The organism is Streptomyces sp. H39-C1 (assembly GCF_027158125.1).
Classification (GTDB): Bacteria; Actinomycetota; Actinomycetes; order Streptomycetales; family Streptomycetaceae; genus Actinacidiphila; species Actinacidiphila fildesensis.
Genome location: NZ_JAPVLS010000087.1, coordinates 25,649 through 40,278 on the forward strand (window position 1 = coordinate 25,649; position 14,630 = coordinate 40,278).

Genomic DNA, 14,630 nt, shown 5'->3' on the forward strand with positions numbered 1-14,630 from the left:
CGCCCGATCTGTTTGAGAGCATCCGAACAGCGGTCGAACGGGGGATAAGCGTGACGGGGTTTGTGTTTCTGCGTGTCCGCGCGCACCGATTGCTGCTGACCGCCGCCCTCCTCACCGTGGTTCTCACCACCAGCGTGCTGGCCACCCTCGCCGCGTTCACCAGCGCCATCGGCGATGCCGGGCTGCGCCGCACACTCGAACACCAGTCGGCGGCGCGGACCACCGTCAACGTCCAGATGACCGTCACGGCCGACGCCTGGCGGACCTCGGACGCCGGGATCCGCAAGAACCTGGGGAGCGCGTACGACGGGCTGCCCGCGGAGGTGCGGTCCAGCACCCGGTCCGGGCCGTACGCGCTGCCGGCCACGCTGGGCGGTGCCGCGTCCGGCGCCCCCAAGGGCGCCGACCCGGACCTGACGCTGCTGGCCACCTTCGACCGGGCGCACGTGACGCTGGTCCAGGGCGGCTGGCCCACCGCGGTCGACCGCGGCACCGGCGTCGTGCCGGTGGCGGTCCCCGAGCCCGTGGCCCGCTCCCTGGGCGTGCGGCCCGGCACCCTGGTCGACCTGACCAGCCGGCTCGGCGGCCCGGTGCTCCACATCCGGGTCACCGGCACCTACCGCCCGACCGACCGGACCGACCCGTACTGGCAGCTCGACCCGATGGGCGGCCACGGCATCCGCACCGTGTCCTTCACCACCTACGGGCCGCTGCTCGCCGACCCGAGCGTCTTCGCCTCCGACCGCCTCACGCCCGCCGAGATGTCCTGGCAGAGCACCGCCGACTTCCGGAACCTGGACGTGGCCGGGATCCCCGGGGTGCGGGACGACGTGCGGCGGACCATCGACGCCACCGCCAAGGACCCGGCGAATTCCGGCATCCAGATCTCCTCCGAGCTGCCCGACCTGCTCACCGGGGTGCAGCGCACCCTGCTGGTGACCCGCTCCACGCTGCTGATCGGCGCACTGCAGCTGCTGATCCTGGCCGGTTTCGCCCTGCTGCTCGTCGCCCAGCTGCTGTCCGAGGAACGGGCCGGCGAGACCGCGCTGCTGCGGGCCCGCGGCGGCTCGCGCGGCCGCGTCGCCCGGCTGGCCGCCACGGAGTCACTGCTGCTCGCGGTGCCCGCGGGACTGGCCGCGCCGCTGCTCGCCGGGCCGGTCATCCGGCTGCTGGCCGGGCAGGGTGCGCGGGCCAGGTCCGGCACCGACCTGGGCGGCGCGATCGGTGCGGCCGCCTGGTGGGTGGCCGCCGGAACCGCGCTGGCCTGCGCCTTCGCCGTCATCGTGCCGGCCCTGCGGAGCGCCGGGAGCTATGTCGAGGAGCGCTCGGCACGCGCCCGGCGCGGGGCGCTGCCCGCCGCGGTACAGGCCGGGGCCGACCTCGGACTGCTGCTGCTCGCCGGCATCGCCTACTGGCAGTTGTCGAGCCGCGCCTCGGACACCGGGGTGCTGAGCGCCGACACCGGCGGCAGCCTCGGCGTGGACCCGGTGCTGGTCGCCGCGCCCGCGCTGTGCCTGCTGGCCGGCACCGTCCTGATCCTGCGGCTGCTGCCGCTGGCCGCCCGGCTCGGTGAGCGCAGGGCGGCGCGGGGCAGCGGGCTGGCGCTCGCCCTCGCGGGCTGGCAGCTCTCCCGGCGACCGCGGCGCGGCGCCGGAGCCGTGCTGCTGCTCGTACTGGCCGTCGCCATGGGCATGTTCGCGATCGGACAGGGCGCTAGCTGGGACCGGTCCCAGCGCGACCAGGCCGACTTCGCGGTGGGCGCGGACCTGCGGGTGACCGGCGCCACCACCCCGCCGTTCGGACAGGCGGGGGTGTACGAACACACTCCCGGCATCGCCACCGCCGCCCCCGCGGCGCGGTCCCAACTGACGCTGCCCGAACAGCGCGTGGCCTCCGTCCTCATGATCGACACGGCGAAGGCCGGCGAGGTGATGCGGTTCCGCCAGGATCTCGCCGACCGTCCGCTGCCGGAGCTGCTCCGGCCGCTGCGGGCCGATCCGTCCGGCGGAGCGAAGGAGACCGCGGGCTTCCCCGTCGACGCCACCGCCCAGCAGTTGCGCTTCACCGCGCGGCTCGACTCGGACGGGCAGGGCGGGGTCGTCGACTCGCTCACCGCGGTCCTCAAGGACGGCAACGGCATCACATACGCGTTCCCGCTCGGCGATGTCCCGGCCGACGGAAAGCCGCACCTCCTGGTCCTGGACCTCGCCGACGCGGCGGGCCGGACGGGCGGGTCCCCGGCGGGACCGCTGCGGCTCACCCGCGTCGAAGTCGACTACGCGGCCCCCGAGTTCGTCGAGAAGCACCGGCTCACCCTCGCCCCGGCGACCGTCACCGCGGACGGCGCCGTCCGCCCGCTGACGGCCGCCGCCGGCTCGTCCTGGGCCGCGAAGGCGCAGATGCAGCGGGCCGACACCACGCTCGGCAGTGACCCCGCCCTCCAGCCGAACGCCGGCACCGTCACCAGCACCCAGGCCGGGGCCGCGCTGACCGTGGACTACTCGACCGGGGCCACCGACCCGACCCTGGCGGACTCCAAGGGCGCCCACCTCTCCGTACGTGTCGCAGAACCGGCCGCCCCGCCGCTCGCCGGGGTCGCCACCGACGCCTTCCTGCTGGCCACCGGCAGCAAGGTGGGCGGCGATGTCCGCGTCGAACTGAACGGCATCGAGACGACCGTGCGCATCACCTCCGCGATCCGCGCGCTGCCCGGCACCACCGCACCGCCGTCCTCCCTGAAGGACGGCGGAGCGCTGCTGCTGGACCTGCGCGCCGTGAACCGGACGCTCAACGCGACGGGCGGCCGCGGCATGGAGCCCAGCGAGTGGTGGCTGGCCGCCCGGCCGGGCGCCACCGGGAAGATCGCCGCCGCGCTGCGCGACCGGGCCGACATCGATTCCCTGCTGGTGCGTGACGAGACCGCGTCGGAGCTGCGGGCCGACCCGCTTGGCGCCGGGCCGCAGTCGGTGCTGCCGGCCGCCGTGATCGCCGCCGCGGTGCTGGCGGCGGTGGGCTTCGCGGTCAGTTCGGCCGGCGCGATCCGCGAGCGCAGCGGGGAGTTCACGGTGCTGCGGGCGCTGGGGGCGCCCCGCCGCAAGCTGGCCCGGATGATGGCCGCGGAGCAGGGCCTGCTGGTGCTGCTGGCCCTGGTGGTCGGGGTGGCGCTGGGCGCGCTGCTGACCCGGCTGGTCGTACCACTGATCGTTCTGACGGCGCAGGCGTCCCAGCCCGTTCCGGGACTGCTGGTCACCCTGCCGGTGGGGCCGCTGGCCCAGCTGATCGCCATCGTGCTGGTCGTACCGCTGCTGGTGGTCGTCCTGACGGCGGTCCGGCGCGGCGACCCGGTCACCGCGCTGCGCAGGCAAGGGGAGGACTGACATGACGAACGGGACCGAAGGTCTCCCGGCGGCTCCACGGGCCGCCGCGCTCTCCTGGGTGCGGGTCCGGCTGCGCGCCGCTCCGGCCGCCGCCATCGCGATGGCCCTGCTCGTGCTGGTCACCGCCTTCCTCGCGGCCGCGCTGCCGCGGGCGGTGGACCGCTACGAGGTCAAGGCGCTGCGCGGTTCGCTCGCCGACGCCAAGCTGCGCGACCGCACGCTGTCCCTCAGCGACACCTCGTCGGGTCCGGACACCGAGGGCGCCTCCGGAGCGTCGCGGTTCGCGCCGGAGTGGATCGCCGGCGTGGAGTCGGAGTTCCAGAAGCTCGTACGACCGCCTCTGCGCCTGCTGCCGGGTCAGTCCGTGATCGGGGTCAGGACCGGCAGCGACTCCGCGGCGCTGGATCCCGGACTGCCCCGGCCGACCAAGGTGCTGAACCCGATGGCCGACCTCGTCGCCCAGCAGGGTCTGGAGCAGCACTCCCGGCTGGTGGCCGGCAGCATGCCGCGCGGTCCCGCTCCCGCCGACGCGTCGGGCGGGTCGAACCGCGTCGATGCGGCGGTCACCGAACAGACCGCCAAGGTGATGGGCCTGCGTCCCGGCTCCGAGATCCACCTCAGCACCCTGCGCACGGCGTTCACCGTCCATGTGACCGGCATCGTCTCACCCACCGAGCCGGGAGGCGCGTACTGGAACGAGGAACCCGACGTCCTCGCTCCCCAGTTGACGTCACCTCCCCCGCGGCCCGGCGAATACCCCACGTTCTACTGGCACTTCACCGTGCTGATCGCGCCGGAGGCGGCACCGGCCCTGCTCAGCCTGGGCAAGGGCGCGTCCTTCTACTGGCACCACCCCGCCGACGCCGGCCGGCTCACGGCCCAGGACGTGGCCCCGCTCCAGGCGCAGCTGGCCTCGCTCGACAGCGGCCCGGCCGCGACCGCGCTGCAGGAGGGCACCGGGAGTTACATCCACATCACGACCGGGCTCGGCCGGCTGCTCACCGCCTACGAACGCGACCGGGCGGCGGCGCTGCCGCTGGTCCTGGTCGCCGCGATCGGTGTCGGCGCCACCGCGTTCGCCGTCCTGCTCATGGCCGGCGGGCTCGCGGCCGAGCGGCGGCGCGGCGAACTCGCCCTGCTGCGCTCGCGCGGCGGCTCCCTGCGCGGCATGGTCGGACGGCTGCTCGGCGAGACCACGGCGGCCGCCGTGCCGGCCGCGCTCGCCGGAACCGTGCTCGCCCTGGTCCTGCTGCCGACCGACCGGTACCTGCTGTCCGTGCTGCTCGGCTCCGCAGTGGCCGTGACCGCCTCGCTCGCCCTGCCATTGCGGGCCGTCGCCGTCCACCGCAGGCCGCGCCCGGCCGCACGCGAGGACGTGGCCGCCGCCCGGCCCTCCCGGCGCCGTACGGTGGCCGAGCTGACGGTCACCGTCCTGGTCATCGGCGCGGTCGTCGCCCTGCGCCGGCGGGGCACCGTCAGCGGCGCCGACCCGTTTCTCGCGGCCGCACCCGTCCTCGTCGCCATCGCCGCCGCCCTGATCCTGCTGCGCCTGTACCCGCTGCCGCTGCGGCTGCTGGCCCGGCCCGCGGCCCGGCTGACCGGCGCCGTCACCCACCTCGGCCTGGCCCGCGCCGGCCGCTCCCCGGCCAGCGCCCAACTGCCGCTGCTCGCCCTGCTGATGTCGCTGACGGTGGCCTCGTTCGGTGGATCGGTGCTCGCCGGGGTCGCGGACGGCCGTGACGAGGCGGCCCGCGCGGCCATCGGCGCGGACGCCAGGATCGACGCCAACTTCGTCCTGCCCGAGAAACTCGCGGCGAACATCCGGCAGGTGCCCGGCGTCGCCGGGACCACCGGCGTCCGGGTCGAGCCCAGCGCCCCCACCTCCGGATTCGGGATGCCCTACAGCGTGCTCAGCGTCGACCCGGTCGCCTACGCCGCGCTGACCCGCTCCATCGGGCTCCCCGACTTCCCCGCCGACGCACTCCTGCACGACGACGGCACCGGCCCGATGCCGGCCGTCGTCTCCCGCAAGGTCGCCGCGAAGCTCGCGGGCAGCACCCTCTCGGTGCAGCCCGCCATCGGAACGACCGAGATCAAGGCCGCAGCGGTGCTGGACCTCACTCCGGCGGCACCCAACACCGATTTCGTGATCGTCTCGTCCGCGCAACTCGCCAAGCGCCACCCGGACATGAACTACAGCCAATACACCGGCCCCACGGTGCTGATGATCACCGCGAACGGTCCCATCGACGGCAAGGCGCTGCGCGCCGCCACCGCCGCGTCCGGCTCCAACATGTTCGTCGCCCTGCTGAGCGAGGAGCGCGGCGTACTCGCCGACTCGGCCCTGCAGTCCGGGGCGCGGGGCATCTATCTCGCCGCGGTCGCGGGCGGCGCCGGTTACAGTGCGCTCGCGCTGCTGCTGTCCCTGCTCCAGGCCGCCCCCCAACGCGCCGCGCTGCTCGCCCGGCTGCGGACGATGGGCATGGGGCGGCGCGACGGGCGACGGCTGGTGTTCCTGGAAATGCTGCCGCAGGCACTGCTGGCGGCGATCGGCGGCGTGCTCGTCGGCCTCGCGGTGATCCCGCTGCTCGGGCCCGGCGTGGACATCACCGCACTCGCGTTCGGCAGCGACCCCGGCACGAACGTACCCGCCGGCCTCGGGCTGCGCGCCGACCCGCTCTCGCTGGCGCTGCCTTCGGCCGGACTGCTGGCGCTGGCCTGTGTGGTGCTGCTGGCGCAGGTCTGGGTGACCGGACTGCGCCGTGAGAGTACGGACCTGAGAGTAGGAGACCGCTCATGACCCATACCACCGAGGGCGGCGCCGGCGGCGCCACGACCACCCTGGCCGATCTGGAACAGCGGGCGGCGGCCCGCCGCGAGCAGCCCGCCTACGGGCAGGACGCGCTCATCAGCTGCGACCGGCTGGTACGGATCTTCACGGCCGACGGCGTCGAGGTCCAGGCGCTGCAGGGCCTGGACCTGCTCGTCGCCAAGGGTGAGCTGATGGCCCTGGTCGGCGCCTCGGGCAGCGGCAAGTCCACCCTGCTGAACATCCTCGCCGGCCTTGACGTCCCGACCGCGGGCGCTGCCTCCGTCGGCGGCTACGACCTGCTCGACATGGACGCCAAGTCCCGGCTGCGCTACCGCCGGGAGGTCGTCGGCTTCGTCTGGCAGCAGACCGCCCGCAACCTGCTGCCCTATCTGACGGCAGCTCAGAACGTCGTGCTGCCGATGCAGTTGTCGGGGCGTGACGGGTTCCGCGCCAAGCGGCTGCACGCGGCGCGCGCCACGGAGCTCCTCACCATGCTCGGCGTCGGCTACTGCCACGACCGGCACCCCGGGCAGATGTCCGGCGGCGAGCAGCAGCGCACGGCCATCGCCGTCGCACTCGCCAACTCCCCGTCCCTGGTGCTGGCCGACGAGCCGACCGGCGAACTGGACTCCGCCACCGGCGAGCAGGTCTTCGCCGCGTTCAGGACCGCCAACGAGGAGCTCGGCACCACCGTTGTCGTCGTCACCCACGACCACGCCGTGGCCGACGCCGTACGCCGCACGGTCGCGATCCGGGACGGCAGGACGGCGTCCGAGGTGCTGCGCCACACCGAGATCGACGAACACGGCCAGGAGTCGGTCGTCGCCCGCGAGTACGCCACCGTCGACCGCGCCGGACGGCTGCAGCTGCCCCGCGACTACACCGCGGCGCTCTCCATCGAGAACCGGGTCCTGCTGGAACTGGAATCCGACCACATCGGCGTCTGGCCGGACCGGCCGACGCCGCCGGAGGAGGACTGATCCGGCGGCGTTGTGGCGTCGTTGGGTGCGGCGTTGTGGTGCGGCGTTGTGGTGCGTCGTTGTCTGCTTTGGCACGCGTCCGAGGCGGGCCTGGCCTTGACCGTCAGGCGGGCGTGACCGTCAGGCCGGAGCCGAGGGCGGTGCGCCGTACGGCGATCGATCCGTAGGGCGTACGCAGCCGCAGCCAGGCCCCTGCCGTCAGCAGCGTGAACGGCTCGTCGCGGCCACCCCGCAGGAAACCCAGCGCCTGCGCCGCGTGCACGGCGCGCATCGGCAGCGCCGTGTCCCCGACCGGCCGGGACCAGACCTCCTCGGCGAGCGCGTCGAGCTCGGCCCGCGTCCGCCGTTCCGGCACCAGCACTTCGGTACGCGAGCGGAACTCCCCCACCAGCCGCTCCGCGGCGGCCCGTACGTCCTCGGGCGCGAACTCCGCGACCCGCTGCCAGCCACCGCGCGGCGGCAGCAGCCCGGCCCATGCGGGGCCGGTGACGGACGGCGGGACCACGACGGCGTCGCCGCTCCCGTCGGGGGCTTCCCCGGCGCCTGCCTCGATCCGTTCCTCGATGCCTTCCAGCAGCTGCCCCGCCGAGACCGTGGCATCGAGGTCGAGAACGTCGCGGAGCGAGGCCGTGCGAATGGCGAGCACGCCGCCGAAGGGCGGCTGGCCGAAGACCGCCAGCACCCCCTCCGCGGAGCGCAGCCGCACCACGGCGGCCTTGTCCCAGCGGACCAGCCGGCCCAGGAAGGCGGCGAGGCCCGCCGCCTCCCCGGCACCGGCGAGAAGCAGCCGCGTCATGCGGCGACGGCCTCTTCCGCCACGGCCTCCGCCGTCGACGGCGGTTCGTCGCGGTACGCCTCGAGGAACGACCGTTCCTCCGGGCTGATCCGCCGCGGCCGCGCTTCCGCGAGGTCGTACGGGACCACGATCGTGGAGGCCCGTACGTACACGGCCTCCTCGTCCTTGATCTCGTACGCGACGGTCATCGAGGCCGCACCGATCTTCGTCACCCACGACTCGATGGTCACCGGCGCGTGCCGGTGCACCAGCGGTCGCAGATAGTCGATCTCGTGCCGGGCCACGACGGACCCGCCCGTGAACGACGTGCTGCCCTCACCGGGCGCCAGCCGGAACATGAAGTCGATCCGCGCCTCTTCCAGGTACCGCAGGAAGACCACGTTGTTGACGTGCCCGAAGGCATCCATGTCCGACCAGCGCAGCGGGCAGCTGTAGATATGCCGGGCCATCAGCCGCGGGTCAGCTTCTTGTAGGTGGCGCGGTGCGGGCGGGCCGCGTCGGCGCCGAGCCGCTCGACCTTGTTCTTCTCGTACGACTCGAAGTTGCCCTCGAACCAGTACCACTTGGACTCACCCTCGTACGCGAGGATGTGGGTCGCGACCCGGTCCAGGAACCAGCGGTCGTGGGAGATGACCACGGCCGCGCCCGGGAACTCGAGCAGGGCGTTCTCCAGCGAGGACAGGGTCTCGACGTCGAGGTCGTTGGTGGGCTCGTCGAGGAGCAGCAGGTTGCCGCCCTCCTTGAGCGTCAGCGCCAGGTTGAGGCGGTTGCGCTCACCACCGGAGAGGACGCCGGCGGGCTTCTGCTGGTCCGGCCCCTTGAAGCCGAAGGCGGAGACGTAGGCCCGCGACGGCATCTCGACCTGGCCGACGTTGATGTAGTCCAGCTCGTCCGACACGACCGCCCAGAGGGTCTTCTTGGGGTCGATGTTGGCGCGGCTCTGGTCGACGTAGCTGATCTTGACCGTGTCGCCGATCTTGACCGAGCCCGAGTCCGCGGGCTCGAGGCCCTGGATCATCTTGAACAGCGTGGTCTTGCCCGCACCGTTGGGGCCGATGATGCCGACGATGCCGTTGCGCGGCAGGGTGAAGGAGAGGTCGTCGACCAGGACCTTGTCGCCGAACGCCTTCGAGAGGTTGTTGACCTCGACGACGATGGAGCCCAGACGCGGGCCCGGCGGGATCTGGATCTCCTCGAAGTCCAGCTTCCGCACCTTGTCGGCCTCGGCCGCCATCTCCTCGTAACGGGCCAGGCGCGCCTTGGACTTGACCTGACGGCCCTTGGCGTTGGAGCGGACCCACTCCAGCTCTTCCTTGAGGCGCTTGGCGCGCTTCTCGTCCTTGCGGCCCTCGACCTTGAGGCGGGTGGCCTTCTTCTCCAGGTACGTGGAGTAGTTGCCCTCGTAGGGGATCGCGCGGCCGCGGTCGAGTTCGAGGATCCACTCGGCGACGTTGTTCAGGAAGTACCGGTCGTGAGTGACGGCGACGACGGCGCCCGCGTACTTCGAGAGGTGCTGCTCCAGCCAGTTCACCGACTCGGCGTCGAGGTGGTTGGTGGGCTCGTCGAGGAGGAGCAGGTCCGGGGCCTCGATCAGCAGCTTGCAGAGCGCGACACGGCGCTTCTCGCCACCGGAGAGGGTGGTGACCGGCCAATCGCCGGGCGGGCAGCCCAGCGCGTCCATGGCCTGCTCCAGCTGCGCGTCGAGGTCCCACGCGTTGGCGTGGTCCAGGTCCTCCTGGAGCTTGCCCATCTCGTCCAGCAGCGCGTCCGAGTAGTCGGTCGCCATGAGCTCGGCGACCTCGTTGAAGCGCTTGAGCTTCCCCATGATCTCGGCGGCGCCGTCCTGGACGTTCTCCAGGACCGTCTTGGACTCGTCGAGCTTCGGCTCCTGCATGAGGATGCCGACGGTGAAGCCGGGCGACAGGAACGCGTCACCGTTGGAGGGCTGCTCGAGACCCGCCATGATCTTCAGCACCGTGGACTTACCGGCACCGTTGGGACCCACCACACCGATCTTCGCGCCGGGCAGGAAGCTCAGCGTCACGTCGTCAAGGATCACCTTGTCGCCGTGTGCCTTGCGCGTCTTGCGCATCGTGTAGATGTACTCAGCCAAGAGAAACCGTCCGGCAATCGATGTGTGGGCAGATACACCCCATCTTGCCGCACGTCCACCCCGACGGGCGAACGGGTAGGTCAGAAACCCCGGCCTGCGCACTCTCAGCCGATCCCTGCGGAGGGCGCCACGGCCCAGGGACGGCCCGGGACCGGCCCGGGCAAGGCCTGGGACGGCCGCCGCCCGGTCGCCGCTTGGTTGCGGTGGCCGGGCGGGGACGGAGCGGGGACGGGACTCCAAGAGTCCCGCCCCCGTTGTTTCCGTTACTTCTGCCTGCGGCTACTGCCCGCTGCTACTGGCCAGCGGGAGTTGCGGCCGACTTCTTCCGGCGGAGGAAGAAGACAGCGCCGCCACCGACCGCGACGAGCGCGACGGCGATGCCCGCGATCATCGGGGTGGCGCTGCTGCCACCCGTCTGAGCGAGGTCACCGCCGGTGGTGCCGGTGGTGGAGCCGGCCGAGGCCGGGCTGGGCTGGGTGGTGGGGGTGCTCGGCGCCGGGGTGGGCGTACCGGTCGTCTTGCAGTCCAGAACACCCTTGAACGTCTTGGTGAAGCCGTTCGGGCCGGAGATCGTGATCTCGTACTTCTGGTCTTCCTTCACCGGGACGGTGATGGTCTTCGACTTGCCGGCCTCGATGGAGAACTTCTTGCCGGCGAGCTCGAAGGTGAACGCCTCGTCGCCCTTGTTGCTGGCGGTGACGTCGACGCCGTTCTTGGCGCAGTTGACCGTGGCGGAGACCGCCGGGATCGGGCCCTTCTTGGCCCAGGTGCCCGTGGCCGTGGCCGTGGCGGTGGTCGCGCTGGAGCCAGCCAGGATCTGGACCTGGCTCTTGCTGTCGACGCCAGTGAACGCGCGGCCGACCGGAACCTGGGTGACGGCCGTGGCCGTCACCGACGTGGTGCCGTCGGCGGCACCCGCCGGGATGGCGAAGAAGAGCTGGTCACCGTTGCTCGCGGAGGTGACGGCCTTGCCCGACTTGTTGACGATCTTCACGCCGGCCGGGATGTCCGAGGCGGGCACGATCTGCACGGGCGTGGTGGAGGTGGTGTGCACCGTGACCGGGCCGAGCTTGTCGCCGGACTTGCCGGAGACGGCCGGCGGGTCGAGCGTCAGGGTCGCCTTGGGCTCGGGGGTGTCCGTCGCCGTCTTGCCCAGGTACTCGGCGAGCTTCTCGGCGGCCGGGTCGTTCGCGTCGACGTTCGCCTTGTCCGAGAAGCGCCAGATAGCGACCTGGGTACCGGCCGCGGCGGTCTTCTCGGTCAGCGGACCGGAGCCGGCGGCCTTGGCCAGCGCGCTGAGGTCGGCCACCTGCGGGTAGGAGTGCTGCAGGATCCAGTTGATCTTGCCCGCGTCAGGGTTGTTGTGCAGCGAAGAGGAGTCCCACGGGACCTCCTGGTACTTCGCGTGCTTCTGCGTCGGGTTGTGGATGTCGATGCAGTACGTCTGGATGGTGCCGCCGCCGACGTCCATGGTGAACAGACCGGCGTTGACGGGCTTGTTCTTGCCACCCTCGTGGATGACGACGCCGTCCGACTTGTCGGCCTGCAGACCGCCCAGTACCGCGGTGGCACCGCCGTCCGCGAAAGCGGCTCCCGCGCCGGATATCGCGCCGGCTGCGAGCAGACCCGTGGCCAGGCCCGCGGCGGCGAGGCGGGCAACGCCGCGCCTCTGAATCTTGAACATGGAACTCCCCTTCGGGCGAAGCCGGGTCGTGAGGGTGGCCTCGCCTGCGGCTCCGAGAGCATCCGGGCCCCCGCAGTACCGAAGGAATCCTAGGAACCACAGGTATCGCGGCCACCAACAATCCCCTCCCATAACCGTTTCGAATCGCAATCGTTATGCGATTAAGGGATGGTCATGAGAATGTCGATAAGTCACCGATGTCACTCGCCCGTATAAAGCTGCACAAACGGGCCTCTCAGGACATCTCGACCGGCCCGGGCGAAATGAGTTCCGGCCGGACCACCGACACCCGCCGGAACGCCGCCGTCCCCCGGGACAAATCGTGTCCGATCGCCACCGCGTCGATGTCCGCGGCGACATACCACCGTCCGTCGTACTCCTCCTCGCGGACCCTCAACCGGCCCCGCACGACCAACGGTTCGCCGACCTGGACGGACGTCCGCACATTGGCCGCCAACGTCCGCCACGCGCGCACCATGAAGAAGCTCGTACTGCCCTCGCTCCAGGCCCGCCGCTCCGCGACCCAGCGGCGCGCCGTCGTCTCCAGCCGGAACCGGATGACCGGCACTCCTGTCTCGGTCTCCCGGAATTCGGGCTGCGTCACGACATCCCCACCACCGTCACCGACGTCTCATTCATGCGCCCGCTCTCCCCCCGCCGCCGAATTCCCGCTCCCGAATGCCCTGAGAACATCGTGCACGAGCCGGACGGAGCGTGGAAAAAACGGACCGAATCTGTGGATTACCGGCCGGTTGTGGATATCTCCGTCACTCCTGAGGGTGAAATCCCGGCCCGGGTGCCGGGCTCGGGTACCGGCCCGCAGGGCCGAGCAGGGGCGCAGGGCGGGAGGCGGGGTGCTGGCTCGCGAGGCCGAGCAGAGGCGCCGGGCAGGGCGCAGGGTGGGGGTGCCGGCTCGCGAGGCCGAGCAGGGGCGCCGGACAGCTCAGCCCCCGGCCACCACCGCGTACTGCTCCCGCACCTCGCGATAGCGCAGCAGTTCCGCCGCGACCGGCTCCAGCACCCGCGCCCGGCCGCAGTCCGCCGCGGCGGCCCGCAGCCGGCGCTCGGCCGCCTGCCCGTACCGGTGGGCCGGACCGCGCGCGGCGATACGGCAGGCCCAGGCGAGCGCCCGGCCGCCGAGGGCGCCGACCGCGAGCAGGACCACCGGCAGCCACCACGAAGCGTCCAGCGAACCCACCGCGATCGCGACCAGGCACACCACCCCGGCCACCGCGAGGCTCATCAGCAGCCACTGGGCGGCGCCCACCGCCGACCACCAGGTGGGCCGTTCCGGCTGCCCCGGCTCCGCGCGGGCCGCCGCCGTGTCGAGCGCCGCCGGCAGTCCCTCGCCGCCGCGCCGCGCCGCGTCCCGCACCGCCTGCGCCCACGGGACGGGCAGCCCCTGGGCCGCGTCGTCCGCGAGCGCCCGCACCGCCTCGTCCACCGCGGGGCGGGACGCGGCGAGCCCGGCCGGCCCACGGGCCACCCGGTCCGCCCCGCCCTGGCGTTCGCCGGTCAGCCGCCCCCACGGAGTGCCGCAGGCAGCCTCCGCGGCACGCGCCCAGTCCCGTTCCGCCGCCTCGCCGGCGCCCGCGACACCCACCGCGTCGGCCAACCGGTCGACGAAGTCCTCACGCGCGGGATCCGTCAGGCCCACCGCGCCCTCGCCCACGTACAGCGACTGCAAGCGGCCGGCGGTACGGTCCACATCGGCCGCGAGCCGCCGGTTCGCCGACCCCCGTTCGGCCACGATCTGCCCGAGACAGGCCCGCAGATCGGGCACCCCGACCCCGTTGAGCGCCGAGACCGCGAGCACCACCGCGCCGGCGTCGCCGTGCTCGCCGACGGCGAGGCCGTCCTCGTCGAGCAGCCGCCGCAGATCGTCGAGCACCTGGTCGGCGGCGTCGCCGGGCAGCCGGTCCACCTGGTTCAACACCAGCAGCGTGACGTCCGCGTGGCCGGCCAGCGGCCGCAGATAGCGTTCGTGCAGCGCGGCGTCCGCGTACTTCTCCGGGTCCAGCACCCACACCACCACGTCCACCAGCTGCAGCAGCCGGTCCACCTGGTCGCGGTGGCCGGGCGCGGCCGAGTCGTGGTCCGGCATGTCCAGCAGCACGAGCCCGGCCAGCCGCTCGTCCGTCCCCGGAACGCGGTCGGCGCCGTCCAGCACGCTCCTTCTGGCGTAACGATCCTGCGGGGCGATGCCGAGCCGGTCCAGCAGTCCGGCCGCGCCCTCGGGGTCCCAGGAGCAGGAGACCGGCGCGGCGGTCGTCGGCCGGCGGACGCCCGTCGCCGACAGTTCCAGTCCCGCGAGCGCGTTGAACAGCGTCGACTTGCCGCTCCCGGTGGCACCGGCCAGCGCTACGACCGTGTGATCGAGCGACAGCCGCCGACGCTCTCCGAGCCGTTCCAACAGCGCTCCGGCCTCGGCGAGTTCGTCCGGGCTGACGCGCGTCCGGGACAGCCCCAGCAACTCCCCGAGCGCGTCGACCCGGGCCGCGAGCGGGTCAGGGGAACGCGAGGCCCCGTACGAGCCCCCGGAAGAACGCGCTCCGCTACCCCGAGCCGCGCGCGTTCCTCCGCCGAAACCAGATCCTCTGGCGGAGTCCGATCCTCCGCCGGCACCCGCGCCTGTGGCGGCGCGTGATCCTCCGCCCACACCCCGTCCTCCGCCGGCACCCGTTCCTCTGGTGGCACCCGTTCCTCTGGTGGCACCCGTTCCTCTGGTGGCGCCCGTGCCGGTTCCTGCCGTGGAAGCCACCGCGATCACCTTTCCTTCTGCAGTAGGGACAGTGCGGCGATCAACGAGGACTGCTGCTGCGCGGTCACATCGAGGCCGTCCACGGGCGCCAGTCGACGCTCGCACTC

The 14,630-nt window shown here is 72.8% G+C and carries 9 protein-coding genes; 3 read left to right on the plus strand and 6 right to left on the minus strand.

The annotated features are described in order from the left end of the window. The first annotated feature begins 50 nt into the window (after positions 1–50). From O3W51_RS38365 to O3W51_RS38375, 3 genes are read left to right on the plus strand one after another with little or no spacing between them, the layout of a single operon-like run. Positions 51–3,377 carry an FtsX-like permease family protein gene (locus O3W51_RS38365; RefSeq protein WP_269288599.1) on the plus strand — a complete coding sequence of 1,109 codons (3,327 nt, stop codon included), beginning with the start codon at positions 51–53 and terminating at the stop codon, positions 3,375–3,377. Between the two features lies 1 nt (position 3,378). Further along, on the plus strand, positions 3,379–6,177 hold the full coding sequence (locus O3W51_RS38370; RefSeq protein ID WP_164607916.1) for an FtsX-like permease family protein: 2,799 nt from the start codon (positions 3,379–3,381) through the stop codon (positions 6,175–6,177). Next, positions 6,174–7,169, plus strand: coding sequence for an ABC transporter ATP-binding protein (locus O3W51_RS38375; protein ID WP_138355093.1), 996 nt, complete (start codon positions 6,174–6,176; stop codon positions 7,167–7,169). Before O3W51_RS38370 ends, O3W51_RS38375 begins: the two co-directional genes overlap by 4 nt. A 103-nt stretch (positions 7,170–7,272) precedes the next feature. Here the strand turns inward: O3W51_RS38375 and O3W51_RS38380 are convergent, their stop codons facing one another. From O3W51_RS38380 to O3W51_RS38405, 6 genes are all read right to left on the minus strand, one after another. Then, entirely contained in the window at positions 7,273–7,965 is a 693-nt protein-coding gene (locus tag O3W51_RS38380; protein ID WP_138355092.1) for a hypothetical protein, read from the minus strand. After that, a complete protein-coding gene (locus O3W51_RS38385) occupies positions 7,962–8,414 on the minus strand; it encodes an acyl-CoA thioesterase (RefSeq protein ID WP_138355091.1) in 453 nt (150 codons plus the stop codon). Before O3W51_RS38385 ends, O3W51_RS38380 begins: the two co-directional genes overlap by 4 nt. Beyond that, a complete protein-coding gene (gene ettA / locus O3W51_RS38390) occupies positions 8,414–10,078 on the minus strand; it encodes an energy-dependent translational throttle protein EttA (protein ID WP_138355090.1) in 1,665 nt (554 codons plus the stop codon). Before ettA ends, O3W51_RS38385 begins: the two co-directional genes overlap by 1 nt. Positions 10,079–10,370: 292 nt before the next feature. Then, positions 10,371–11,762: an LAETG motif-containing sortase-dependent surface protein gene (locus tag O3W51_RS38395; RefSeq protein ID WP_138355089.1), complete on the minus strand. Its 1,392-nt coding sequence runs from the start codon at positions 11,760–11,762 to the stop codon at positions 10,371–10,373. Positions 11,763–11,997: 235 nt separating this feature from the next. Continuing rightward, positions 11,998–12,366 carry a single-stranded DNA-binding protein gene (locus O3W51_RS38400; protein WP_443048389.1) on the minus strand — a complete coding sequence of 123 codons (369 nt, stop codon included), beginning with the start codon at positions 12,364–12,366 and terminating at the stop codon, positions 11,998–12,000. Between the two features lie 339 nt (positions 12,367–12,705). Continuing rightward, positions 12,706–14,235 carry a GTPase gene (locus O3W51_RS38405; protein WP_232484965.1) on the minus strand — a complete coding sequence of 510 codons (1,530 nt, stop codon included), beginning with the start codon at positions 14,233–14,235 and terminating at the stop codon, positions 12,706–12,708. Positions 14,236–14,630 lie beyond the last annotated feature (395 nt).

What these genes read in the sequence shown, in the direction of transcription:
- O3W51_RS38395 (WP_138355089.1), bottom strand. Translation starts at nt 11,762, where the DNA reads ATGTTCAAGATTCAGAGGCGCGGCGTTGCCCGCCTCGCCGCCGCGGGC.
- O3W51_RS38370 (WP_164607916.1), top strand. Translation starts at nt 3,379, where the DNA reads ATGACGAACGGGACCGAAGGTCTCCCGGCGGCTCCACGGGCCGCCGCG.
- O3W51_RS38385 (WP_138355091.1), bottom strand. Translation starts at nt 8,414, where the DNA reads ATGGCCCGGCATATCTACAGCTGCCCGCTGCGCTGGTCGGACATGGAT.
- O3W51_RS38380 (WP_138355092.1), bottom strand. Translation starts at nt 7,965, where the DNA reads ATGACGCGGCTGCTTCTCGCCGGTGCCGGGGAGGCGGCGGGCCTCGCC.
- O3W51_RS38375 (WP_138355093.1), top strand. Translation starts at nt 6,174, where the DNA reads ATGACCCATACCACCGAGGGCGGCGCCGGCGGCGCCACGACCACCCTG.